Origin of the sequence: Ectopseudomonas oleovorans (assembly GCF_003052605.1) — a bacterium.
Taxonomy (GTDB): domain Bacteria; phylum Pseudomonadota; class Gammaproteobacteria; order Pseudomonadales; family Pseudomonadaceae; genus Aquipseudomonas; species Aquipseudomonas oleovorans_A.
This window is the reverse complement of the sequence record NZ_QASO01000112.1, coordinates 1-23,560: the sequence shown is the minus strand read 5'-3', so window position 1 is coordinate 23,560 and position 23,560 is coordinate 1. Positions and strand designations below refer to the sequence as shown.

Genomic DNA, 23,560 nt, shown 5'->3' with positions numbered 1-23,560 from the left:
AAACACCAGAAACGCAGAACCCCACTGAAACGCGAGTCTGATGAAAGTCGTTCGACGGCGCTGCCACACAAGCGTGACAGTTTGATGAAGGGGGACGAACGGTTGTCCGGATGGTGACCAGAGGTACGATCCAGAGCGTCGCGAACGCCCCTCCTACCGACCTGTGGGAGGGGCTTTAGCCGCGACAAGGTGGAAATCAGGCCAGCTCGGAACGCAACTGCCTGGCGGCGGCCACCATGTTCACCAACGCCGCCTCGGTTTCCGGCCAGGCGCGGGTTTTCAGGCCGCAATCGGGGTTGACCCACAGGCGTTCGAGCGGGATACGCCGCGCCGCCTTGCGCAACAACCCGACCATCTCGGCGCTGTCCGGCACCCGTGGCGAGTGGATGTCATACACGCCGGGGCCGATGTCGTTCGGGTAAGCGAACTTCTCGAACGCTGCCAACAGCTCCATGTCCGAACGCGAGGTCTCGATGGTGATCACGTCGGCATCCATCGCCGCGATGGACTCGATCACATCGTTGAACTCGCTGTAGCACATGTGGGTGTGGATCTGCGTCTCGTCGCGCACACCGCTGGCGGTGAGGCGGAAGGCCTCGGTGGCCCAGTCCAGGTAGTGCTGCCAGGCGGCCTGACGTAACGGCAACCCTTCGCGAAACGCCGCCTCGTCGATCTGGATGATCTTGATACCGGCTGCCTCCAGATCCACCACTTCGTCACGAATCGCCAGCGCCAGTTGCTGCGCCTGCACTTCACGTGACACGTCCTCGCGCGGGAACGACCACATCAGCATGGTCACCGGGCCGGTCAGCATGCCCTTCATCACCTTGTCGGTCAGACCCTGGGCGTACTTGATCCATTCCACCGTCATGGCCTTGGGTCGGCTCAGGTCGCCAACGATCACCGCCGGTTTGACGCAGCGTGAGCCATAGCTCTGCACCCAGCCGAAGCGGGTGAAGGCATAGCCATCGAGTTGCTCGGCGAAGTATTCGACCATGTCGTTGCGCTCGGCCTCGCCATGCACCAGCACGTCCAGCCCCAGGCGTTCCTGAACCTGCACCGCATGGCGAATTTCGCTGTGCATGGCCTCGGTGTACTCGGCCGCACTGAGCTTGCCCTGCTTGAACGACTGTCGCGCCAGGCGAATCGCCGAGGTCTGCGGGAAGGAGCCGATGGTGGTGGTCGGCAACAATGGCAGTTGCAGGCACTCACGCTGTTGCTCGATGCGCTCGGCGAACGCCGACTGGCGCTGGGCATGACGCGGACGAATCGCCGCCAGACGGGCCTGCACCTCGGGTTTGTGAATACGCCCTGAAGCCGCACGAGCAGCCTGCACGGCCCGGCTCGCCGCCAATGCGGCCTGCACGGCAACATCATCCGGGGCCTCCAGGGCTCTGCCAAGCAATGCGACCTCCTGACATTTCTGCACGGCAAAGGCCAGCCAGTCTTTCAGCTCGACATCGAGCTGGTCTTCGCGCGTCAAGTCCACCGGGCTGTGCAGCAGCGAGCAGGACGGCGCCACCCACAGCCGTTCACCCAGGCGTTCGTGAGCGTGACGCAGCACCTCAAGGGCTTTCTCCAGATCGCAGCGCCAGACGTTGCGTCCGTTGACCACACCCAGCGACAAGACTTTATAAGCCGGCAGACGGTCGAGAATGGTCGGGTACTGCTCCGGCGCACGCATCAGGTCGATATGCAGACCATCTACAGGCAGGTTGGCGGCCAGACCAAGATTGTCTTCCAGACCGCCAAAGTAGGTGGCGATCAGCTTCTTGCACGGCTCGCGCTGGATCAGGTTGTAGGCGCGCTCGAAAGCGTTCTTCCAGTCCTGCGGCAAATCCAGCACCAGGATCGGCTCGTCGATCTGCACCCATTCCACGCCCTGCGCGGCCAGACGCTGGAAGATCTCGCCATAGACCGGCAGCAGGCTTTCGAGCAGCTCCAGCTTGTCGAAGTCGCATCCCTTGACCTTGCCCAGCCACAAGTAAGTCAGGGGTCCGATCAGCACCGGTTTGACCTTGTGCCCGAGAGCATGCGCCTCAGCCACTTCCTCGAACAGTTGCTCCCAGCTCAGGGCGAACTGCTGACCCGCGCTGAATTCCGGCACCAGGTAGTGGTAGTTGGTATCGAACCACTTGGTCATCTCTTGGGCATGAGCACCGCCGCAGCAAGTACCGTTGCTCTTGTTTGCAACGGTCCCACGGGCCATGGCGAACAGGGTATCCAGCGTCGGCTTGCCGGCGGTCGGGCGAAAGCGCTCGGGAATCACACCGAAGGCCAGCGAATGAGCGAGCACCTGGTCGTACCAGGCGAAGTCGCCCACCGGCAGCAGGTCGATACCGGCATCCTCCTGCAGTTGCCAGTGCTCGGCGCGCAGACGCTGGCCGACGGCGCGCAGGCCGGCTTCATCCAGCTCACCTTTCCAGTGGGCTTCGAGGGCTTTTTTCAGTTCGCGGTCGCGGCCAATGCGCGGAAAACCGAGGGAATGAGACAGGGCCATGTCGTGAAACTCCAGAATCAATCGAGATGGTGCCATTCTCGGCATCGATACCGAGTGAGACAAACTCAAGATTTTCGTCTTGATCTAAAGATTTACTCATGTAGGCTGTATGAACCATTTTCATCCATTTCTGGCATTGGATGAGTGAAACCTTTGCAGAGACCCGCCATGCTCGAGCTACGCCACCTAAAAACCCTGCACGCCCTGCGCGAAACCGACAGCCTGGTGGAAGCCGCCGAACGCCTGCACCTGACCCAGTCGGCCCTTTCACACCAGTTCAAGGAGCTGGAAGAGCGCCTCGGCCTGCAGCTGTTCGTGCGCAAGACCAAGCCCGTGCGCTTCACCAGCGCCGGCCTGCGCCTGCTACAGCTCGCCGACGCCACCCTGCCCCTGCTCCGCGGCGCCGAGCGCGACCTGGCGCGTCTGGCCGGCGGGACCGCCGGGCGTCTGCATATGGCCATCGAATGCCACAGCTGCTTCCAGTGGCTGATGCCGACCATCGATCAGTTCCGCGACGCCTGGCCGGAGGTGGAACTGGACCTGGCCTCGGGCTTCTCCTTCGCCCCGCTGCCGGCCCTGGCCCGGGGAGATCTGGACCTGGTGGTGACCTCGGACCCACTGGAACTGCCCGGCATCACCTATGTACCGCTGTTCACCTACGAAGCCATGCTGGCGGTGGCCAACCAGCACCCACTGGCCAGCAAGGCCTGCATCAGGCCAGAAGACCTGGCCACGGAGACGCTGATCACCTACCCGGTAGAGCGCGACCGCCTGGATATCTTTACCCGCTTCCTTGAGCCTGCGGATGTGGAACCCGCCCAGGTACGCACCTCCGAGCTGACGGTGATGATGATGCAGCTGGTGGCCAGCGGCCGCGGCGTCTGCGGCCTGCCCAACTGGGCGCTGCACGAATACAGCTCACGCGGTTATGTGACGGCCAAGCGCCTGGGCGACAAGGGCCTGTTCGCCACCCTGTACGCCGGCATCCGCACCGATATGCTCGATGCACCCTTTATGCGCGACTTCCTGCTCACCGCCAAGGACACCTCCTTCGCCAATCTGGAAGGAGTCAGCGTGGCGCGCTGAGCGGCTGGCCCCACTTCACAGAGTGGCGTTGCACGCCCGCAATAGCGATTTGCTAAAACCGTGATCTGAATCAATTGCGCATGGCTGCAACTAAGCCTTAATCAAAGCGTCAGTATTCAATAGGCACGGAAACCAAATCCCATGATCCAGGCGATGCGCAGCCGCTATAGAGCATTCAGCAGAAATCTGCTGGCGCTCTGGTGTGTGCTGCTTATCGCCTGCTCCTTCGCCCATATTCAAGTCGCTAGCGCCCACACCCACGACGCCGCCGAGGTCGTCTCCTACAGCGGCCACGAGCATGCCAGCCATGATCACAGCACTGCGGATAGCTGCAGCGCCGTGCAGAACGCGCCGCTCAACCAGCAACTGCTCACGCTCTTGGCCTTGACCGCCCTGTTCGCCCTGGCTGGCAGCCTTGGCCTGTTCAGCGATCTGCAGCGGCGCAGCGGCCGCTTGCTGCGCATACCCTTATTCAGCCCCGGCCTACCCGCGCCCATTCGCAAGCAGCTGCATCGCTATAACGAATAGCGCCACTCTCCCCCGCTAAAACCCGCAGCCGCGCTGCGCCGGCCCACGCCGTGCATAGCGCTGCGCCCCTCGGTTTTTTGGAGAGTGCCAACATGCCCCATGACCCGCATAGCGCCCCAGCAGCCAACAACCCCTGGCGCTTCTGGCCTGCACTGGTGGTTTTCGCCGCCATCGCCCTGTTCCTCCTCTGGGAAGAGCATGAGGCCCATCTGCTTGGTGCCCTGCCCTATCTGATCCTGCTGCTGTGCCCGCTGATGCATGTGTTTATGCACCGCGGTCATGGTCGGGATAAAGATGGCCCGCACGACCACCACTGATCAGGAGGCAACATCATATGGAACATACAACCTCGGCCTACGGCCTCTGGGGCCTGGTGATCATCAATTCACTGGTGTTTATCATTTTCGCTTTCAGCTTTTTCAAGCCGAACAGCCCACGGGACTGGCGCACCTTCGGCACCTTCGCCGCCTTTATCGTCGCGCTGTTCGTCGAGATGTACGGCATTCCGCTGACGCTCTACCTGCTGGCCGGCTGGTTGCAAAGCAGCTACCCGCAACTGGATCCGCTGTCGCACAACGCCGGCCATCTGTGGAACAGCCTGCTGGGCATCGAAGGCGATCCGCATTTCGGTGCGCTGCATATCCTCAGCAACCTGCTGATCTTCGCCGGTTTCTGGCTGCTGGCCACGGCCTGGCGCGTGCTCTATCACGCCCAGCAGACGGGCGAGCTGGCCGAAAGTGGCCCCTACGCGCGCATCCGTCATCCGCAGTACGTCGCCTTCGTGTTGATCATGCTGGGCTTTCTGCTGCAGTGGCCGACCCTGTTGACTTTGCTGATGTTCCCAGTGCTGTTGCTGATGTACGCACACCTGGCGCGCCAGGAAGAACGCTGGGCCGAAGCCACCTTCGGTGCCCGCTGGCACGCCTACCGAGCACGGGTGCCGGCCTTTATCCCGCATTTGAGCAATTCCACCGCAAGCAAGGAGCAACAGCCATGAACGCAGCCGAACCCAGCCCCAAGCGGCAAAGCGCGATACTGATAGTGCCCGGTATGGGCAGCGACCACTGCGCCGGGCTGGTTAGCCAGTCGCTCAAGCGCCTGCCCGGCATCGCCGAACTAAGCACCAGCATCGCCAGCCACAAGGTACGCATCGAATTCGATGCCGAGCAGACCAGCCTGGCGGCCCTCCAGCAGGCCGTGGAACAGGCCGGCTACCAGGTGGCCAAGGCGGTGCTGGCCAGCACTGCAGGCGAACCCACAGGGGCCGAAGAGGAAGAGCAGTACCTGCGCGACGCCTGGCGGCGCATGTGGATAGCCGGCGTACCGGCAACCCTGATCATGCTACTGATGGCCCTGCCCATGGCCGGCGTAGCGGTGCCCGGCTACCTGGCCATCGTGGTGGTGCTCGCCGCCATCCCAGTGTTTATCGCCGGGGCCAGCACCCATGTGTCGGCCTGGAAGGCGCTGCGCAACCGCACCGCCAATATGGATGTGCTGATCAGCCTGGGCAGCCTGCCGCCCTACTTTATCGGCCTGGTGGGGTTCTTCTACCCCATGACCTCCTTCGTCGAGATGGCCGCCACCATCACCACCTTCCACCTGATCGGCCGCTATCTGGAGGCCCGCGCCAAGGGCCGCGCTTCCCAGGCCATCCGCAAAATGCTGGAACTGGGGGCCAAGAGTGCGGTTCTGCTGCGCGACGGCAAGGAAGTGCAGGTGCCAATCGAAGCCGTGGTGGTCGGCGACCTGATGCTGGTCCGCCCCGGCGAGAAGGTGCCCAGCGACGGCGAGGTGGTCGAGGGTAACAGCCATATCGACGAGTCCCTGGCCACCGGCGAATCGCTGCCGAAGGAGAAAGGCCCAGGCGATGCGGTGATAGGCGCGACCCTGAACAAGGAAGGCCTGCTGACCGTGCGCGCCACCAAGGTCGGCCAGGACACCTTCCTCGCCCAGGTGATCGATCTGGTCGAGCATGCGCAAAGCTCCAAGGTGCCGATCCAGGAATTCGCCGACCGCGTGACCGGGCGCTTCGTGCCCCTGGTGCTACTGATCAGCCTGGCCAGTCTGGTGGTCTGGCTGGTCTGGGGCGAGTCGCTGCGCGGCGTGCTGGTATGGGGCGCGACCTGGCTGCCCTGGGTCAACCCCGAGCTTTCGCCGGGGCTGGTGGGGCTGCTGTCGGCAGTCGCGGTGCTGGTAATCGCCTGCCCCTGCGCCCTCGGCCTGGCCACTCCAACCGCGTTGATGGTCGGTGCTGGCCGCGGCGCCGAGCGCGGCATTCTCTACCGTTCCGGCACGGCCATTCAGATGTTCAAGGACATCAAGGTGATGGTGCTGGACAAGACCGGCACCCTGACACTGGGCAAGCCGGTGGTTACCGACTGCCTGCCCAGCGCCAGTGTTGACGAGCAGGCGCTGCTGCGCCTGGCGGCCAGCGTGGAATACGGCTCCGAACACCCGATTGCCCAGGCCATGGTCGAGCGCATCAAGGAACTCGGCCTGGAACTGGGAGCGCTCAGCGATTTCCAGGCGCTCAACGGCCTGGGCGTGCAGGGCCAGGTGGACGGCCAGTTGATCCGCGTCGGCAATGCGCGCTGGATGCAGGAATGCCAGGTGGACACCGCCGCCCTGGCCAGCCAGCTTGAAACCCTGGAAAACCAGGGCAAGACCGCCCTCTATGTGTCCCGCGAGCAGCAATTGATCGGCGTAGTAGCGGTGGCAGACAGCCTCAAGGAGGATGCCCAGGCCGCCATCGCCGAACTGCGTGCCCTGGGCATCCAGACCGTGATGCTGACCGGCGACAACCCGCGCGCCGCCGCCCATATCGCCGCCCAAGTGGGCATCGACAAGGTGCATGCGGGCGTGCTGCCCAGCGGCAAAGTTGAGGTGATTCGCCAGCTGCAGGCCGAATACGGCCAGTGGGTGGCGATGGTCGGCGACGGCATCAACGACGCCCCGGCGCTGAAACAGGCCAACATTGGCATCGCCATTGGCAGTGGCGCCGACGTGGCCATGGAGGCCGCCGACGTAATCCTTATCGGCGGCCGCCTGATGGGTCTGGTGGAAGCAGCGCAGCTGTCGCGCCTGACCTTCCGCAAGATCGTCGAAAACCTGATCTGGGCTTCCGCGTACAACGTCGCCGCCATTCCCATCGCCGCGGCCGGCCTGCTCCATCCAATGATCGGCGTGATCGCCATGACCGCCAGCTCGCTGTCGGTGATCGTCAATTCCCTACAGCTCAAGCGAGCCTCCTTGAGCGCTATTCACAAAACCCAATAAAACCCAGCAGGAGAAACACCATGAGCACATTCACCTACAAGACCCTGACCGCCCTCGCCCTGACCGGCGCACTACTGGCCGCCCCGGCCTTTGCCGAAGAGGCCCATCACTCTCAAGGTGCCGCCACCCCACCCGCCACCGCAGGCCAAGGCATGGGCATGATGGGCGGCATGGACATGGGCAAGATGCACGAGATGATGCAGCAGATGCACGCCGCCAAAACCCCGGAGGAAAAGCAGAAAATCCGCGCCGAACACCACAAGGCCATGCAGGAAAAAATGGGCACCATGCGCCAAGGCATGCAGAACAGTCATTGCCCCATGGCCAAGGACGATGGCGCCCAACAGCAGTGCATGAAGGAAATGCACGAAAACATGCAGGGCATGATGCAGATGATGGAGCAAATGATAGAAGGCCAGAGCATGCAGCACGGGCAGTGAAGCCAGGCTGCCTGGTCTACGAAGGGCATCCACCCGCTATTGGTGGATGCCAAAGTCGTAATCGCGCGAAAGCTGGTTTCTCGCCTATGGGCTGCCTCCTAGGGTCTGTTGCCCCCTGATCGGCTGCGGTTCTTTGGGGGCATCAAGCCTGTAGGAGCCCTTGTGCTGTGGTTCGGCATTACGACGCGCCTTCAACTTATTCAGGAGTTTTACCATGCACCGTTTTTCACTCATCCGCGCCATTGCTGATCGGCTCACTTGCTGGTCGAGCAACAGCGCACAGGTCTGCCAGGGGCCGCCACAAGCAAAGAAAGCCTCTACCATCTGGACGCGCGCTTTGCGCCCGCAATGGCTGCTGGCTACGGTTTGCACTCTTACCCTCGCCTCAGTCCAGGCCAATCCAGACGGCCAGGTTTTCAGCGCCGACGAACACGGGGCTTCGCTGACCCGCATCCTGCTTGAGGATGGTCAGCGTCTGTCGCTGGATCTGAGTATTTCTCCCCACAATGTCCAGGTCAGCGCCGATGGTCGCTATCTGATGGCAGTGGGTGAGCGCAGCGGCGCTGATCACGGGCACGGCAAGAAAGCCACGCCAGGTTTCCTGCAGCTGTTCCAGATCGATGACTTTCAGCAGGGGCTGCTGGCAGAAATTGCCGTCGGGGCTCATCCGGCTCATGTGGTCAGCGACCTGAGCGGTCGCCATGCATTCGTCACCAACGCCGGCGCCAACACCGTCTCGGTAATCGACCTGCAAACACGCAAGAACATCGCCAGCATCGCCACCGGAAAATCCCCCCACGGCTTGCGTCTTAGCCCCGATGGCAAGGAACTCTACGTCGCCAACGTACAGGACGGTAGCGTATCGGTGCTGGATGTGAGCACACGCCAGGAGGTCACCCGCATTGCGGTTGGCAAGGCGCCGGTGCAGGTGGGCTTTACCCCCGATGGCAAGCGCGTATTCGTATCGCTACGCGACGAGAACAGTGTCGCGGTAATCGACAGCCAAAGCCGCAAGGTGCTGGCGAAAGTGGCGGTCGGTCGGTCGCCGATTCAGGTGCATGCCACGCCAGACGGACGCCTGGTGCTGGTGGCCAATGAAGGCAGCAAGGCCGCACCGGACAATCGCGTATCGGTGATCGATACCGATCGTCTTGAAGTCGTCGCCACCTACCAGGTGGGCCAGGGCGCCCATGGCGTCACGGTGGACGCCAGCGGCCGCTTTGCATTCATCACCAATATTTATGACGACAGCCTGTCGGTGATCGACCTGCAAGCAGGCAAGGTCATTACGACTTACGCCACCGGGCGCGGGCCCAACGGCGTGACCTGGGTCGCCAACTGAGCAGCACCCTGTAATCAAGCGATGGGCCAGTCGACTGCTTCCCCATTGTTTTCCCATTGTGCCAACAGAAGGAAAGCCGCCATGAAAGAAGCAAACCGGCTGGGCGTCTCCAGTGCCAATCTGGTAACCCGTCACTTGAAGCTCGAACCCACGGAGCGGGAAAAACTGGATGCGGCAATTGCCGAGATCGACAAGCTGTATGGCCTCGCCAGCGTCGCCTTCGATGACAGCAAGGGACGCCTCGACATGGCCTATGACGCGACCCGAATCTGCCTGGACTGCATTGAGGAAGTCCTGACAAAGTACGCCATCGAGGTCAGTCATGACTGGTGGACGCACTTCAAGGAAGGTCACTACCGTTTTGTCGATCAGAACCTGAAAGACAATGCCTCTCGTGAACCATGGAGCTGCCATAAGTCGCCACCAGGCTCCGGGCACAATCGATAATTCATAGCCCTTGCCATGCCCTGCGCGGAAATTCCGCGCCGAACTCGTTGAGCTTCGCAGGCTCAGCACCAACCTACGGTGCTGTGCGCTGATCTGGGCGTAATCGCTCATCGCGGCCAAGGCCGCTCCTACAAACAACGCGGTTTCGTGGACCTTATGTTCCTGCGCAATATCTACGACGTCGTAGGGAGGACATGCCGAAGGCTTGTCCGCCATTGGGCAGCCAGCGGTGGACAAGGCTTCGCCATGTTCACCCTACACAAGCGCACACCGTAGCCCGGATAAGCCCCAGCGCAATCCGGGGCCGCCCTCCTGGCTTGCAGCGCTTTCGCGTTTTCCAACCTCTTAGGGCGGGGGCAACCCGCCAAGCCTTTAGCTGCGCCTGTGCCCTGGCGGGTTTCACCCGCCCTACTGTTCTGTTATAGCACCTCTGATCGAGCCGCTTCGCCTTCACCCTTTGTCTGGCGCCGCAACTCGCGCAGGCGCAGCAACTGATAGGCCGCCGGCAGCACCAGCAGCGACAACAGGGGCGCGCTGAGCATGCCGCCGACCATGGGCGCAGCGATGCGGCTCATGATCTCGCTGCCACTGCCACTGCCCAGCAGGATCGGCAACAGACCGGCGATAATGGTCGCCACCGTCATCGCCTTGGGCCGTACCCGTTGCACCGCGCCTTCGCGAATCGCCTCCAGCAGGGCCGCCGGGCTGCTCTGCCCCGCCGCCTGGCGCTCGGCCCAGGCGTTGCGCAGGTACAAGAGCATGATCACGCCGAACTCCGCCGCCACCCCGGCCAGGGCGATAAAGCCCACCCCGGTGGCCACCGACAGGTTGTAGTCCAGCCAGTAGAGGAACCAGATGCCACCCGTCAGGGCGAACGGCAGCGTGGCCATGATCAGCAGCGCCTCGTCGAAGCGCGAGAAGCACAGGTAGAGCAGCACGAAGATGATCAGCAGGGTCGCCGGCACCACCAGTTTGAGCCGCGCATTGGCCCGTTCAAGAAACTCGAACTGGCCGGAGAAGCTCAGGCTCATGCCCGGCTGCAGAGGCACCTGTTCGGCGATGGCCTGGCGCAAGTCATGTACCACCGAAGCCATGTCCCGTCCGCGGGTGTCGATATAGACCCAGCCGGAGGGCCGCGCATTCTCGCTCCTGAGCATGGGTGGGCCGTCGCTGATGCCGATCTGCGCCACCGTACCGAGGGTGATCTGGCTGCCCACCGGGGTGTAGATCGGCAGCTCGCGCAGACGGCTCAGGGAGTCGCGCCATTCGCGCGGGTAACGCAGGTTGATGGGGAAGCGCGCCAGGCCTTCCACGGTTTCGCCGACATTCATCCCGCCAATGGCCCCGGCCACCAGATCCTGCACTTCGGCGATATTCAAGCCATAACGGGCGGCCGCCACCCGGTCGATGTCGATATAGCGGCCACCGGTCAGGCGTTCGGCCAACGCCGAACCGACCCCGGGCACTGTGCGCGCGACCCGCTCCACCGCCTGGGTCACGGCGTCGATCTGGGCCAGGTCGCTGCCGGCGACCTTGACCCCGATCGGGCTCTTGATGCCGGTGGCGAGCATGTCGATACGGTTGCGGATTGGCGGAATCCACAGGTTGGCCAGGCCCGGCACCTGCACCGCGCGGTCCAGCTCCTCCACCAGTTTTTCCGCGGTCATGCCGGCGCGCCACTGCTCGCGCGGCTTGAACTGGATGGTGGTTTCGAACATCTCCAGCGGCGCCGGGTCGGTGGCGCTGTCGGCGCGCCCGGCCTTGCCGAACACCCGCGCCACCTCGGGCACCGTCTTGATCATGCGGTTGCTCTGCTGCAGCAACTGCGCAGCCTTCTGCGCCGACAGTCCCGGCAGTGCCGTGGGCATATACAGCAGGTCGCCCTCGTCCAGTGGCGGCAGAAACTCGCCGCCCAACTGGCTGGCCGGCCAGAGCGCGCTGAGAAACACCAGCACGGCCAGCACCAGGGTCGCTCTGGGATAACGCAGCACCTGCTCCAGGGCCGGTTGGTAAAGGCGGATCAGTCCACGATTGAGCGGGTTGCGCTGCTCGTCCGGGATGCGCCCGCGAATCCAGTAGCCCATCAGCACCGGTATCAGGGTCACCGACAGCCCGGCGGCGGCGGCCATGGCGTAGGTCTTGGTGAAAGCCAGCGGGCCGAACAGGCGACCTTCCTGGGCCTGCAGGGTAAACACCGGGATAAACGACAGGGTGATGATCATCAGGCTGAAGAACAGCGCCGGGCCCACCTCCACCGCCGCCGCACCTATCACCTGCCAGTGCCGCTCGCCCTTGAGTTCCTGTCCTGGATGAGCGGAGTGCCAGTGTTCGATCTTCTTGTGGGCGTTTTCGATCATCACCAGGGCCGCGTCGACCATGGCGCCGATTGCGATGGCGATGCCACCGAGGGACATGATGTTGGCGTTGATGCCCTGCTGCTGCATGACGATAAAGGCGATCAGCACCCCCAGCGGCAGCGAGACGATGGCCACCAGGGAGGAGCGCAGGTGCCAGAGAAAGGCCAGGCACACCAGGGCCACGACGATGAATTCCTCCACCAGCTTCTCGCCCAGGTTGCGCACCGCGCGGTCGATCAGCTGGCTGCGGTCGTAGGTGGTGACGATCTCCACACCCTCGGGCAGGCTGGCCTGCAGCTCGTCGAGCTTGCGCTTGACCGCGTCGATGGTGCTGCGCGCGTTCGCCCCGCTGCGCAGGATCACCACACCGCCGACCACCTCGCCCTCGCCGTCCAGCTCGGCGATGCCGCGGCGCATTTCCGGGCCGAGCTGGATATGCGCCACCTCGCCCAGGGTCACCGGCACCCCGCCGCCATCCAGGCGCAGGGGAATGGCGCGAAAGTCCGCGAGGCTCTGCAGGTAGCCGGAAGCGCGCACCATATATTCGGCCTCGGCCAGTTCCAGCACGCTGCCGCCGCTTTCCTGGTTGGCCGCGCCGATGGCCGCCGCCACCTGCTGCTGGCTGATGCCGCGGCTGGCCAACTTGATCGGGTCGAGCAGCACCTGGTACTGCTTGACCATGCCGCCGATGCTCGCCACCTCGGCGACATTGGCCAGGGCCTTGAGCTCGAAGTTGAGGAACCAGTCCTGCAGGGCGCGCAGCTGCGCCAGGTCGTGCTGGCCGCTGCGATCGACCAGGGCGTACTGGTAGATCCAGCCGACTCCGGTGGCATCCGGCCCCAGGGCCGGTTTGGCCCCGGCCGGCAGGCGCTCTTGGATCTGGCTGAGGTACTCCAGCACCCGCGAGCGCGCCCAGTAGAGGTCGGTGCCGTCTTCGAACAGGACATACACGAAGCTGTCACCGAAGAAGGAAAAGCCGCGCACCGTGCTGGCTCCTGGCACCGAGAGCATGGCGCTGGCCAGCGGATAGGTGACCTGATTCTCGACGATCTGCGGGGCCTGCCCTGCATAAGGCGTGCGGATAATCACCTGGGTATCGGACAGATCCGGCAAGGCATCGATGGCGATGTTCTGCACCGACCAGGCGCCCCAGGCGGTGGCGAACAGGCTGGCCAGCAGCACCAGCAGGCGGTTGGCCAGAGACCAGCGAATCAGCGCGGCGATCATGGCTGTGCCTCCCGATGGCCGTCATGGCGGTGGTTGTCCTCGGGCACGGGTGCCAGGCGCTCGATGCGCTCGATGCGCATACCCTCGTCATCGGCGCGCACCCCGACCCGCACCCGGTCGCCGGCTTGCAAACCTTCCAGCAGCGCCTCATCGGCGACCGGAAACAGCATGCTCATAGCCGGCATACCCAGGGTCTTGAACGGCCCATGGGTGAGCATCACGCCATCGTCTTCGATGCCGTCGATCTGCCCCTCGGCTTCATGCAGTGCTTCCTGCAGCTTGACCTCGGTCGCCGGTGCGCCCAGTTCCTGCACCAGCATGCCGCGCAAGCTGGCCTCGGAATCGAGCAGGAACTGCCCGGAAGCGACCACCTGCTGGCCCTCACTCAGGCCTTCCAGCACCTCGATGCGCTCGCCCTGCTCACGCCCGGTGCGAATTTCCTGGGGCCGGTAGCGCCCTTCGCCCTCGGCCAGCATCACCAGATTGCGCCGACCACTGCGGATCACCGCCTCGCTGGGCAGCAGCAGAGTCTCTGCAGCGGCCGTCTGGCCCAAGCGCACCCGCGCGCTCATACCGGGGCGCAGGCGCCCCTGGGGATTATCCAGCACCACCCGCAGACGCAAGGTGCGGCTGTCCAGATTGGCTTCGGGCAAAATGGCCTCGATGCGTCCGGCCAACACCTCGCCGGGTAGCGCCGGCAACAGGGCCTCGACCGGCTGCCCGGGCTCAATCCCGCTGCCTTGCGCCTCGGGCAGCGCCACTTCCAGCCAGACCCGATCCAGGCCATTGACTCGCGCCAGGCTCTGCCCGGCGCTGAGGGTCATGCCCTCGCGCACCTGCAGCTCCTGCAGCACCCCGGCAATCGGGCTGGTCACCGTCCAGATCCGCTGGACCTGGCCGCTGCGCTCGAGCCGAGCGACCAAGGCCGCCGGCATGCCGACCAGTTGCAAGCGCTGACGCGCCGCTGCCAGTAGCTGCGGCTGGTTAAGACTGCGCAGCGCCAGATACTCTTCCTGGGCCGCCAGCCACTCGGGCACCAGCAGGTCGACCAGGGGCGTGCCGGCTGCCAGCAGATCCTCGGGTGCCCGCTCATATACCCGCTCGACGAAAGCGGCGCTGCGCGCCTGCAGCAGCACCACGGCGCGCTGGTCATAGCCGAGGGTACCGACCGCATCCAACTCGTTGGCCAGCTGCCCACGCAGCACAGTGACCAGGCGCATGCCGAGGTTCTGGGTCAGCCGGGGGTCGACCTGCATGGCCGTACTCGGCTCGCTGTTGGCGCCGCTATCGGCATAACGCGGCACCAGCTGCATATCCATAAAGGGTGACTTGCCCGGCTGGTCGAAACGCTGCTGCGGGTACATGGGGTCGTACCAATAGAGCACCTGGCGTTCACTCTCGGTGCTGGGCTGGCTCGGCATGGCATGGTCCTGACGCCCGACCCAGTAACCCAGGGCCGCACCCGCAACGATCAGGGCAACCAGCCCCATGGACTTGATCACTCGCTGGCTCATTGGCCGCTCTCCAGGTTGGTGGCATAGGCAAAATGCAGGCGCGCACTGACCAGCGCCCGCTGTTCGGCGAAATCCAGATGGCGCAGCTGCGCCTCTACTTGCTCGCGGCGGGCGGCGATCAGCGTGGCCAGCTCACCCCTGCCAGCGCGATAGTCGGCCAGGCTCAGGCGTACCCGCTCCTCGGCCAGGGGCAGCAGGCTGTCGCGGCTGCGCTCAAAGGCGCGCTGCAGGCGTCGATGCTCGGCCAATTCCACCGCCAACTGCGTGGCATGCTCGCGCCACAGTGCCTCGCGCTCGGCCTCAAGGGCCAGCAACTCGGCACGCTGGGCGGCAATCCGCGGGTTCTGCCGGCTACCGGCAAATACCGGCAGATCGATGCTCAGCTGCAGCGAGAGCATGTCGCCGAAGGCACGGTCGCGCTGCTGATAGGCCAGCTCCCAACTCCAGTCGGGACGCTTGTCAGCTTCAGCCAAACGCACCCGTGCCTCGGCCTCACGGGTCTGCGGGGCGAAGGCCTGTAATTCGGGGTGCTGCTGCAAGGCATGCTGGTAACGGCTCACCTCCACTGGCCAATCGGGCAGTTGTCCCACCAAGGCTTCATCGGCCGCCGATCCGACCCAGCGGCGCAAAACGGCGCGCGCCTGGCTGCGCTGCAACTGCAGTTCGTCCTCACGCTCGGCCAGCACCAGGGCTTCCTGGCGCGCGGCCAGGCTGTCGACACTCTGCCCAAGGCCGGCAGCCAGGCGGGCCTGCACCGCACGTTCAAGCAGGCGATTTTCCTCGTAGAAACCCTGGAACAGTTGCAGGCGCTGTTCCAGGGCCTGGGCGGCGATCCAGGCCTGGGCGGTTTGCCGCTGCACCTGCAGGCGCTCGATCTGCACCTGCGCCGCGGCCGAATCGATACCCGCCTGGGCCAGTGCCACTCGGGCGCTGCGCTTGGCCCGGTTAGGCACCTCCTGCATAACGCCGAGCATGCCCATGGTCATGGGCTCGGCATCCAGGCGCCAGCGCGCCTCGCCCTCGATAGGCAAGTTCTGTAAGCCCAGCAGAAGCTTCGGATCGGGCAGCTCGCCCGCAGGCACTGCGGCCTGGCGTGCGGCATCCAGTTCGGCGGCGCGCGCCATCAGGTTTGGGGCTTCACGACCGGCCAGGGCCAGGGCCTGATCAAGGGTCAAAGCCAGGCTCGGCATGCTGAAAAGGCTCGCCAGCGCAGCGCCGGCAAGCAGCGGAGCGTGATTTGGCGCGCCTGGCCGGTGGCACCGCTGGCCGCTTGCACATGGCCATCGAATGCCACAGCTGCTTCCAGTGGCTGATGCCAACCATCGACCAGTTCCGCGATGCCTGGCCGGAAGTGGAACTGGACCTGGCCTCGGGTTTCTCCTTCGCCCCGCTGCCGGCCCTGGCCCGAGGCGATCTGGACCTGGTGGTGACATCCGATCCCATCGAGCTGGCCGGCATCACCTACGTGCCGCTGTTCACCTACGAGGCCATGCTGGCCGTGGCCAACCAGCACCGTCTGGCGCACAAGGCCTTTATCCAGCCACAGGATCTGGCCACGGAAACCCTGATCACCTACCCGGTGGAACGCGACCGCCTGGATATCTTCACGCGCTTTCTCGAACCCAACGATATCGAGCCGGCCCAAGTGCGCACCTCCGAACTGACGGTGATGATGATGCAACTGGTGGCCAGCGGCCGTGGCGTGTGCGGCCTGCCCAACTGGGCGCTGCACGAGTACAGCTCGCGCGGCTACGTCAGCGCCAAACGCCTGGGCGAAAAAGGGCTGTTCGCCACACTCTACGCGGCGATTCGCACCGACATGCTCGACGCGCCGTTCATGCGCGACTTCCTGCTCACCGCCAAGGACACCTCCTTCGCCAGCCTCGAAGGCGTTAGCGTGGCGCGCTAAGACAGAGGCGCAGTGCTCAAAGTGCCAGCCAGTTAAGCAGGTAAAGGTGAGTATGTAGGAGCCAGCTTGCTGGCGATCCTGCCCTCGGCAATCATCAGCCCGCTTGAAGAAAAGCATCGCCGGCAAGCCGGCTCCTACAGTTGCGCAATCGTAGGGCGGGTTAGCCGCGTGCCACCATCCGCAATCACCACAATGTCTGTTGCGGCGTAACCCGCCATCGACGCAACGCATTTCATCGCCTGATAGGTTAGAAGCTTCGCCCCGGGGCGGGGCTCCTACACGTATCCCTGTAGGAACTCCGCCTTGCGGTGAATGAGGCAGTGAACGGCTACCCGCCAATTGCCTTGTTACAACTCCCGTATTGCCGCATCGTGACCAACAGTCATAGCATGACCACCGGTCACGAAACTCGGAACAGTCATGCGCTACCAGGATCAACTCTTCCAGCAGCGGGAAAACGCCCTGCTGCAATCCGCTCGCCAGCTATTTCAGGAACAATCCTGGGATCGCGTCACCATCGCCGAGGTGGCCCGTCACGCCGGCATTGGCAAGGGCACGGTGTACAAGCACTTTTCCAGCAAGGAGGCGCTCTACGCGCGTCTGGTGCTGGACTGCTCGCGCCAGCATCTGAGCGAACTGCGTGAGACCGCAAACCAGGCGCCGCCTCGCGAAGCCATGCGCCATGTGATTCGTCGCGCCTTCGAACAACTGCTGGCCGACCCACTGCAAGCCCAACTCTGCCTGCTGTGCGACCGCCCCGCCTTCCAGGAACGCCTGGACGCGCCCTACCGTGAACAGTTCCTCGAGCTGGAAGGTCAGTACATGGCGCTGTTCAACCAACTGCTGCAAGGCAGCTTCAGCGAACTGCAACTCTCCCCCACTGATTGCCAACGCCTGCTGTGGGGCGTGGAGGCTTGCGTCAACGGCGTGATGGCCCGCATCGCCTCCGGCGGCTTCGCCCATTGGGCCGAACCCATCGAGCTGGACGCCTATTTCCAGCGCGTCACCGATTTCATCATTGCCGGCCTGCAAGGCCAGGCCGCCGCGCTGCACGCAGCGCCTGCACTCAGCGAGTAAACCCACATGTTCGCCCGACTCAGCAAGCGTCCCTGGATCATCGCCATCGTCATCGCCGTCCTGCTGCTGGCCTGGCTGTTCAGCGGCGATCGTTTCGTCGCTCGCGACGATGTCGAGCCCGACCAACCCGCCACCACCAACGATCTGGCGCGCGTCGAAATTCAATGGCTGGAAGCGCAACCCATGCAACGCCAGCATGTGGTGCAGGGGCAGATCGAAGCCTGGCGCCGGGTGGAACTGCGCGCCCAGGTCAGTGGCAGCGTGCAGAACCTGGACCAGGACAAGGGCAGCCGCGTCGCTGCCGATCAGTTGCTGCTGAGCATTTCGCCTGACGACCGCCCGGCCCAGGTCGCGCGCAGCGAGGCCGATGTGCGCCAGCGTCAGAGCGACGTCACCGCCGCCAAGCGCCTGCGCGAGCGCAGCCTGGTGTCGGCCAACGAGCTGATGCGCCTGGAGAGCGAACTGCCAAGGCCCGCGCCGAACTCGACAGCGCCCGTCTGCAGCAGCGCAACACCAAGATCAAGGCGCCGTTTGCCGGCATCTATGACCAGCGCATGGTCGAACTGGGCGATTTCGTCCAGCCCGGCCAGAGCCTGCTGACCCTGGTGGATATCGACCGCCTCAAGGTCAGCGCGCAGATCGCCCAGCAGCAGGTCACCCAGCTCGAGCTGGGCCAACCGGTAAAGGTTGAACTGCTCGATGGCCGTACGCTGCAAGGTGAGCTGCACTTTATCGCCGCGGCTGCCGACCCGGGCTCGCGCAGCTTCCGTATCGAGGTCAAGGTGGACAACCCGGATGGCCTGCGTCTGGCCGGTGCCAGCGCCACCCTGCACATCCAGACTGGCGAGGCCATGGCTCATCGCCTGTCCCCTGCCCTGCTCAGCCTGGATGAAAGCGGCCGCCACGGCGTCAAGTGGGTCAACGATGCGCAGCGCGTCGAGTTCACGCCAGTGCAACTGATCAGCGTCGACAATCAAGGCGCCTGGGTCAGCGGGCTGCCGCCAAAGGTGGCACTGATCACCCTCGGCCAGGGCTTCGTCCAACCCGGCCAGCAGGTACGCACACAACTTGCGGCCGAGGGCAGTTGAGATGCACGCACTGATCGCCGCCGCACTCGACCGTAGTCGCACCACCATCCTGATCCTGCTGTTCCTGCTCTGCGGCGGGCTGGTGGCCTACATCGCCATGCCCAAGGAATCCAACCCGGACGTGGTCATCCCCATCATCTACGTGTCGGTGACCCTCGAAGGCATCAGCCCGGAAGACGGCGAGCGCCTGTTGGTACGCCCGTTGGAGCAGGAGCTGCGCAGCCTCGAGGGCGTCAAGGAAATGCGCTCGGTCTCCAGCGAAGGCCACGCCTCGGTAACGCTGGAGTTCGATGCTGGCTTCAATGCCAAGGTAGCGCTGGCCGACGTGCGCGAGAAGGTCGATACCGCGCGCAGCAAGCTGCCTGAAGAGGCCGACGAGCCGACTGTCACCGAAGTCAATGTGGCGCTGTTCCCGGTGCTGTCGGTGGGCCTGTCCGGGCCCATCGCCGAAACCGAGCTGGTGTATATAGCCCGGCGCCTGAAGGAGAACGTGGAAGGCATCGCCGAGGTGCTCTCGGTGACCATTGGCGGCGACCGTGAAGACCTGCTGGAAATCGTCGTCGACCCGCAAGTGCTCGACAGCTACGGCATCGACTACAACGAACTGTTCAATCTGGTCAGCCGCAACAACCGCCTGGTCGCCGCCGGCAGCCTGGACACCGGCGCCGGCCGCATGAGCATGAAAGTGCCTGGGGTCATCGAAGACCTCGAAGACGTGATGCGCATGCCGATCAAGGTGGTCGGCGACAGCGTGGTCACCTTCGCCGACGTCGCCACCATCCGCCGCACCTTCAAGTACCCGACCGGCTTCGCCCGTATCAACGGCCAGCCGGCTATCGTGCTGGAAGTGGCCAAGCGCAGCGGCGCCAACATCATCGAGACCATCGATCAGGTCAAGGCACTGATGGAGCAAGCCAAGCCCCTGCTGCCGCCAGGTGTGGAAGTCAGCTACATCATGGATCAGTCGCAGGAAGTGCAGAACATGCTCGGCGACCTGCTCAACAACGTGCTTACCGCCATCGTCCTGGTACTGATCCTGGTGGTGGCGAGCATGGGCATGCGGTCGGCGCTGCTGGTCGGCCTGACCATTCCCGGCGCCTTCCTCAGCGGCATCCTGCTGATCTGGATGCTCGGCTTCACCCTCAATATCGTCGTGCTGTTCAGCCTGATTCTGGTGGCAGGCATGCTGGTCGACGGCGCCATCGTCGTCTCCGAACTCGCCGACCGCTACCTGCAACAGGGCCAGACGCCTCGCCAGGCCTGGGCCAATGCCGCGACACGGATGGCCTGGCCGGTGATCGCCTCCACCGCCACCACCCTGGTGGTGTTCCTGCCGCTGCTGTTCTGGCCCGGCGTGGTCGGCCAGTTCATGAAGTACCTGCCGGCCACGGTGATTCTCTGCCTGCTGGCCTCGCTGGCCATGGCCCTGGTGTTTCTGCCGGTGCTCGGCGCCGTCACCGGCGGCCAGGCACGTCCACAAGCCCCCAGCGCCAATCGCGCCGGAAACGCCTACCGCAATCTGCTAGCGACGCTGCTCAAGCGCCCGGGGCTGACCCTGCTCGGCATGCTGGCGCTGATCGCCCTGATCTACGTCGGTTACGGGCGCTTCAACCATGGCGTGGAATTCTTCCCCGACGTCGAGCCGGAAAGCGCGCAGATCTGGCTGCGCGCGCGCGGCGATTTGTCGGTGCAGGAGAAGGACGCCCTGCTCCAGCAGGTGGAAAAGCAGGTCATCGGCATGCGCGAGGTCAAGGCGCTGTATGCGCGCTCGCTGGCCCAGCCGGAAGGCCAGCAAGGCCAGCTCGGCGCCGACGTGATCGGCACCCTGCAATTTCAGTTCGTCGACTGGCACCAGCGCCGGCCGGCCAAGGACATCCTCGCCGAAATGAGCCAGCGCACCGCCGGCATTCCCGGCGTGGTGCTGGAGTTCCGCAAGCAGGAACAGGGCCCCACCGACGGCAAACCGGTGAAACTGCAGATCAGTTCGCTGGACCCGGAACTGGGCGAGCAGTGGGTCGAGCGTATCCGCGGGGAAATGACGCGCCTCGGCGGCTTCGCCGATATCGAGGATGACCGCGCCCTGCCCGGCATCGAATGGCGCATCAAGGTCGACCGCGAGGCCGCCGCACGCTTCGGCGCGGACGTACTCAGCGTCGGCAACGCGGTGCAGATGATCACCAACGGCCTGAAACTGGCGACCTACCGCCCCGAAGATGCCACCGACGAAGTGGACATCCGTGTGCGCCTGCCTGGCAACTGGCGCTCGCTCGACCAACTCGGCCGCCTGACCCTCAATACACCGGCCGGCCAGGTACCGCTGAGCAACTTCGTCGACCTGCAGCCTGCGCCCAAGGTCGGCACTCTGCGCCGTGTCGATGGCGACCGCACCATCACCCTGCAGACCGACCTGGCCGAAAGTGCGCGTCTGGACGAACGCCTCAAGGCGTTGCGCGAAGCGCTCGGCGATGTACCGGCCGAGGTCAAAGTGAAGTTCGCCGGCGAGGATGCCGACCAGCGCGAGGCGGCCACCTTCCTGATGACCGCCTTCGTCGTCGCCATCTTCCTCATGGCGATCATCCTGGTGACTCAGTTCAACAGCCTCTATCAGGCGGCACTGGTGCTGTCAGCCATCGTCCTGTCCACCGCTGGCGTGCTGATGGGTCTGCTGGTCAATGGCCAGTCGTTCGGCATCGTCATGGTCGGCATGGGCCTGATCGCCCTGGCCGGCATCGTGGTGAACAACAACATCATCCTGATCGACACCTACAACCAGTTGCGTCGCCAGGGCCTGGAACCGCGTGAAGCGGCGCTGGAAACCGGTAGCCTGCGCCTGCGACCGGTGCTGCTGACTGCCGTGACCACCATCCTTGGCCTGATGCCGATGGTGCTCAGCATCAACGTCGACCTGATCACCCCAAGCCTCGGCTTCGGCGCACCCTCGACACAGTGGTGGACGCAGCTATCCAGCGCCATCGCTGGCGGCCTGGCCTTCGCCACGGTGCTGACTCTGCTGCTCACACCCTGCATGCTGGTGCTCGGTGCCCGCTTCGAACGGCGCCCACCGCCACTGGAGACCTACGACACCGACCTGCTCGACCTGCCCGAGCACCTGATAGCCGCCAACCCCGACAGGACGCACCTACAGCGCAGTGACTGATACTAGGAGTCTGTCGGACTTTCCAAGTCTTCCGCGCGTTGGGGGTATCCGCGACAATCGGGGCTCTGCTACCGAGAGCCCGTCCCTATGAGCCGTTTTGTCCCAGTTGACCGTGACACCGCGTACCTGCTGCCGCCCTCGGTAGACGAATGGTTGCCGAATGATCACTTGGCGCGATTCGTGGTTGAGGTCATCGAGCAACTCGATCTGCGCGAACTGACCGGCCAATACGCCGGCCGGGGGTCGGCCGCACACCATCCGGCCGTGCTGCTTGGCCTGCTGATCTACGGCTACGCCAACGGCGTGCACTCCAGCCGCAAGATCGAGCGCGCGACCTACGACTCGGTGGCGTTTCGCTATGTGGCGGCCAACACTCACCCCGACCACGACACCCTGGCCACGTTCCGTCGGCGCTTCCTGACGGCGGTCGAATCGCTGTTCGTCCAGGTGCTGCTGCTGGCACGTGAGATGAAGCTGCTCAAGCTTGGCCACATTGCGCTCGACGGCACCAAGATCGATGCCAATGCCAGTAAGCACAAAGCCTTGTCCTGGGGCTATGCCAACAGGATCGAGGTGCAGTTACGCGAGGAAGTCCAGCAGTTGTTGACGCTGGCCGAGAACAGTGACCGTGCCGCCGTGCCCGATGGCATGGATGTACCGGCCGAGATTGCCCGGCGTGAAGATCGGCTCAGCGCCATTGCCCAGGCCAAGGCCAAGATCGAGCAGCGCGCGGCTGAGCGACACGCCGTCGAGCAGCAGGAATTCGAGGTCAAGACGGCCAAGCGTCAGGCCCAACGCAAGGCCGGCAAGAAGCCGCGGGGCAAGGATCCCGAACCACCTGCGGCCGGCCCCAAAGACAGCGATCAAGTCAATCTAACCGATGAAGAATCGCGCATCATGCCCGCCTCAAGCGGCGGCTTCGAGCAGAGCTACAACGCTCAGGCCGGGGTGGATGTCGAGACGATGCTGGTCATCACACAGCATGTCACCCAGGCCAGCAACGACAAGCGCGAAGTGGTCCCTACGCTGCAGCGCATTGCGGCCTTGCCCGCCGCGCTGGGCGAGGTGCAAACGCTGATTGCGGACAACGGCTTCTTCAGCCAAGCCAACGTGAGCGCCTGCCACGCAGCCGAGATCGAACCGCTGCTGGCGCTCAAGCGCGAATCGCATCATTTGCCCGTGCTGGAGCGCTTTGCCGCCGACTCGCCGTCACCGCAGACGAGCGACCCGGTCGAGCAGATGGCCCATTGCCTGAGCACGCAAAGTGGCCGAGCGCTGTACAAACTGCGCAAGCAGACGGTTGAGCCGGTGTTCGGCATCATCAAGCGGGTGATGGGCTGGCGGCAAATGAGCATGCGCGGACTCGCCAAGGCTCAAGGTGAATGGAGCTTGGTGACCATGGCCTGGAACATCAAGCGCCTGCATGTACTGCGTGCCGCGTAAAGGTAGAAAGGTACGCCCTGAGGCCGCTCAAACGGCGGCCCAGGCGTGCAGATACGTCCTTGGGGTCGCGCCAGCGGACTCAGATGTCTGAAAGGAACGGCAACGCGTCAAAAAGCACCTTGATCCCGCTCTATCCTTTCTTGCGGGGTCAAGTCCGACAAGCTGCTAG

Annotated in this window: 17 protein-coding genes and 1 pseudogene; 14 read left to right on the top strand and 4 right to left on the bottom strand. The window is 64.2% G+C overall.

Annotation, left to right across the window (positions count from 1 at the left end; translation table 11 throughout):
• Positions 1-196: 196 nt before the first annotated feature.
• Positions 197-2,500 (bottom strand): 5-methyltetrahydropteroyltriglutamate--homocysteine S-methyltransferase, encoded by a 2,304-nt coding sequence (gene metE, locus DBO86_RS18525; RefSeq protein ID WP_108234476.1) that lies wholly within the window; start codon positions 2,498-2,500, stop codon positions 197-199.
• Positions 2,501-2,668: 168 nt separating this feature from the next.
• On the opposite strand from metE, the gene metR (DBO86_RS18520) reads away from it, so the two are divergent.
• The 8 genes from metR (DBO86_RS18520) (at position 2,669) to DBO86_RS18485 (ending at position 9,619) form a co-directional block, all read left to right on the top strand.
• Positions 2,669-3,586 carry a transcriptional regulator MetR gene (metR, locus tag DBO86_RS18520; protein ID WP_055986523.1) on the top strand — a complete coding sequence of 306 codons (918 nt, stop codon included), beginning with the start codon at positions 2,669-2,671 and terminating at the stop codon, positions 3,584-3,586.
• Between the two features lie 141 nt (positions 3,587-3,727).
• Positions 3,728-4,114, top strand: coding sequence for a hypothetical protein (locus DBO86_RS18515; RefSeq protein ID WP_055986526.1), 387 nt, complete (start codon positions 3,728-3,730; stop codon positions 4,112-4,114).
• Positions 4,115-4,206: 92 nt separating this feature from the next.
• Positions 4,207-4,431 (top strand): DUF2933 domain-containing protein, encoded by a 225-nt coding sequence (locus tag DBO86_RS18510; protein WP_055986529.1) that lies wholly within the window; start codon positions 4,207-4,209, stop codon positions 4,429-4,431.
• A gap of 17 nt (positions 4,432-4,448) precedes the next feature.
• Entirely contained in the window at positions 4,449-5,111 is a 663-nt protein-coding gene (locus DBO86_RS18505; protein ID WP_055986532.1) for a methyltransferase family protein, read from the top strand.
• Positions 5,108-7,390 carry a heavy metal translocating P-type ATPase gene (locus DBO86_RS18500; RefSeq protein ID WP_074856793.1) on the top strand — a complete coding sequence of 761 codons (2,283 nt, stop codon included), beginning with the start codon at positions 5,108-5,110 and terminating at the stop codon, positions 7,388-7,390. The genes DBO86_RS18505 and DBO86_RS18500 overlap by 4 nt, the downstream gene beginning before the upstream one ends.
• A 20-nt stretch (positions 7,391-7,410) precedes the next feature.
• Positions 7,411-7,830, top strand: a complete 420-nt coding sequence (locus DBO86_RS18495; RefSeq protein ID WP_108234475.1) for a hypothetical protein — start codon at positions 7,411-7,413, stop codon at positions 7,828-7,830.
• A 214-nt stretch (positions 7,831-8,044) separates the two neighbouring features.
• Complete coding sequence (locus DBO86_RS18490; RefSeq protein ID WP_082469403.1) at positions 8,045-9,172, top strand: YVTN family beta-propeller repeat protein; 1,128 nt, start codon at positions 8,045-8,047, stop codon at positions 9,170-9,172.
• 81 nt (positions 9,173-9,253) lie between these two features.
• Positions 9,254-9,619, top strand: a complete 366-nt coding sequence (locus DBO86_RS18485) for a hypothetical protein (protein WP_055986542.1) — start codon at positions 9,254-9,256, stop codon at positions 9,617-9,619.
• 419 nt (positions 9,620-10,038) lie between these two features.
• Here the strand turns inward: DBO86_RS18485 and DBO86_RS18480 are convergent, their stop codons facing one another.
• Genes DBO86_RS18480 through DBO86_RS18470 form a run of 3 tightly spaced genes read right to left on the bottom strand, consistent with a single transcriptional unit; the run spans position 10,039 to position 15,907 of the window.
• Positions 10,039-13,203, bottom strand: a complete 3,165-nt coding sequence (locus tag DBO86_RS18480) for an efflux RND transporter permease subunit (RefSeq protein WP_108234474.1) — start codon at positions 13,201-13,203, stop codon at positions 10,039-10,041.
• Positions 13,200-14,717 (bottom strand): efflux RND transporter periplasmic adaptor subunit, encoded by a 1,518-nt coding sequence (locus DBO86_RS18475; RefSeq protein WP_055986548.1) that lies wholly within the window; start codon positions 14,715-14,717, stop codon positions 13,200-13,202. Before DBO86_RS18475 ends, DBO86_RS18480 begins: the two co-directional genes overlap by 4 nt.
• Positions 14,714-15,907: a TolC family protein gene (locus DBO86_RS18470; protein ID WP_055986551.1), complete on the bottom strand. Its 1,194-nt coding sequence runs from the start codon at positions 15,905-15,907 to the stop codon at positions 14,714-14,716. The genes DBO86_RS18475 and DBO86_RS18470 overlap by 4 nt, the downstream gene beginning before the upstream one ends.
• Positions 15,908-15,936: 29 nt before the next feature.
• Between DBO86_RS18470 and metR (DBO86_RS18465) the strand changes: the two are divergent.
• From metR (DBO86_RS18465) to DBO86_RS18445, 6 genes and pseudogenes are all read left to right on the top strand, one after another.
• A pseudogene (gene metR, locus DBO86_RS18465) lies at positions 15,937-16,626 on the top strand (transcriptional regulator MetR); the annotation flags it as partial.
• A gap of 420 nt (positions 16,627-17,046) precedes the next feature.
• On the top strand, positions 17,047-17,703 hold the full coding sequence (locus tag DBO86_RS18460; RefSeq protein WP_017679104.1) for a TetR/AcrR family transcriptional regulator: 657 nt from the start codon (positions 17,047-17,049) through the stop codon (positions 17,701-17,703).
• A 6-nt stretch (positions 17,704-17,709) separates the two neighbouring features.
• A complete protein-coding gene (locus DBO86_RS26840; RefSeq protein WP_244185577.1) occupies positions 17,710-18,303 on the top strand; it encodes an efflux RND transporter periplasmic adaptor subunit in 594 nt (197 codons plus the stop codon).
• Entirely contained in the window at positions 18,201-18,791 is a 591-nt protein-coding gene (locus tag DBO86_RS26835) for an efflux RND transporter periplasmic adaptor subunit (RefSeq protein WP_340139823.1), read from the top strand. The genes DBO86_RS26840 and DBO86_RS26835 overlap by 103 nt, the downstream gene beginning before the upstream one ends.
• A 1-nt stretch (position 18,792) precedes the next feature.
• Entirely contained in the window at positions 18,793-21,948 is a 3,156-nt protein-coding gene (locus tag DBO86_RS18450) for an efflux RND transporter permease subunit (RefSeq protein ID WP_108234473.1), read from the top strand.
• Between the two features lie 87 nt (positions 21,949-22,035).
• Complete coding sequence (locus tag DBO86_RS18445; protein ID WP_042858280.1) at positions 22,036-23,391, top strand: IS1182 family transposase; 1,356 nt, start codon at positions 22,036-22,038, stop codon at positions 23,389-23,391.
• The last annotated feature ends 169 nt before the right edge of the window (positions 23,392-23,560 follow it).

Coding starts and splice junctions, on each gene's coding strand:
- metE (WP_108234476.1), bottom strand. CDS start 2,500: ATGGCCCTGTCTCATTCCCTCGGTTTTCCGCGCATTGGCCGCGACCGC.
- metR (WP_055986523.1), top strand. CDS start 2,669: ATGCTCGAGCTACGCCACCTAAAAACCCTGCACGCCCTGCGCGAAACC.
- DBO86_RS18515 (WP_055986526.1), top strand. CDS start 3,728: ATGATCCAGGCGATGCGCAGCCGCTATAGAGCATTCAGCAGAAATCTG.
- DBO86_RS18510 (WP_055986529.1), top strand. CDS start 4,207: ATGCCCCATGACCCGCATAGCGCCCCAGCAGCCAACAACCCCTGGCGC.
- DBO86_RS18505 (WP_055986532.1), top strand. CDS start 4,449: ATGGAACATACAACCTCGGCCTACGGCCTCTGGGGCCTGGTGATCATC.
- DBO86_RS18500 (WP_074856793.1), top strand. CDS start 5,108: ATGAACGCAGCCGAACCCAGCCCCAAGCGGCAAAGCGCGATACTGATA.
- DBO86_RS18495 (WP_108234475.1), top strand. CDS start 7,411: ATGAGCACATTCACCTACAAGACCCTGACCGCCCTCGCCCTGACCGGC.
- DBO86_RS18490 (WP_082469403.1), top strand. CDS start 8,045: ATGCACCGTTTTTCACTCATCCGCGCCATTGCTGATCGGCTCACTTGC.
- DBO86_RS18485 (WP_055986542.1), top strand. CDS start 9,254: ATGAAAGAAGCAAACCGGCTGGGCGTCTCCAGTGCCAATCTGGTAACC.
- DBO86_RS18480 (WP_108234474.1), bottom strand. CDS start 13,203: ATGATCGCCGCGCTGATTCGCTGGTCTCTGGCCAACCGCCTGCTGGTG.
- DBO86_RS18475 (WP_055986548.1), bottom strand. CDS start 14,717: ATGAGCCAGCGAGTGATCAAGTCCATGGGGCTGGTTGCCCTGATCGTT.
- DBO86_RS18470 (WP_055986551.1), bottom strand. CDS start 15,907: ATGCCGAGCCTGGCTTTGACCCTTGATCAGGCCCTGGCCCTGGCCGGT.
- DBO86_RS18460 (WP_017679104.1), top strand. CDS start 17,047: ATGCGCTACCAGGATCAACTCTTCCAGCAGCGGGAAAACGCCCTGCTG.
- DBO86_RS26840 (WP_244185577.1), top strand. CDS start 17,710: ATGTTCGCCCGACTCAGCAAGCGTCCCTGGATCATCGCCATCGTCATC.
- DBO86_RS18450 (WP_108234473.1), top strand. CDS start 18,793: ATGCACGCACTGATCGCCGCCGCACTCGACCGTAGTCGCACCACCATC.
- DBO86_RS18445 (WP_042858280.1), top strand. CDS start 22,036: ATGAGCCGTTTTGTCCCAGTTGACCGTGACACCGCGTACCTGCTGCCG.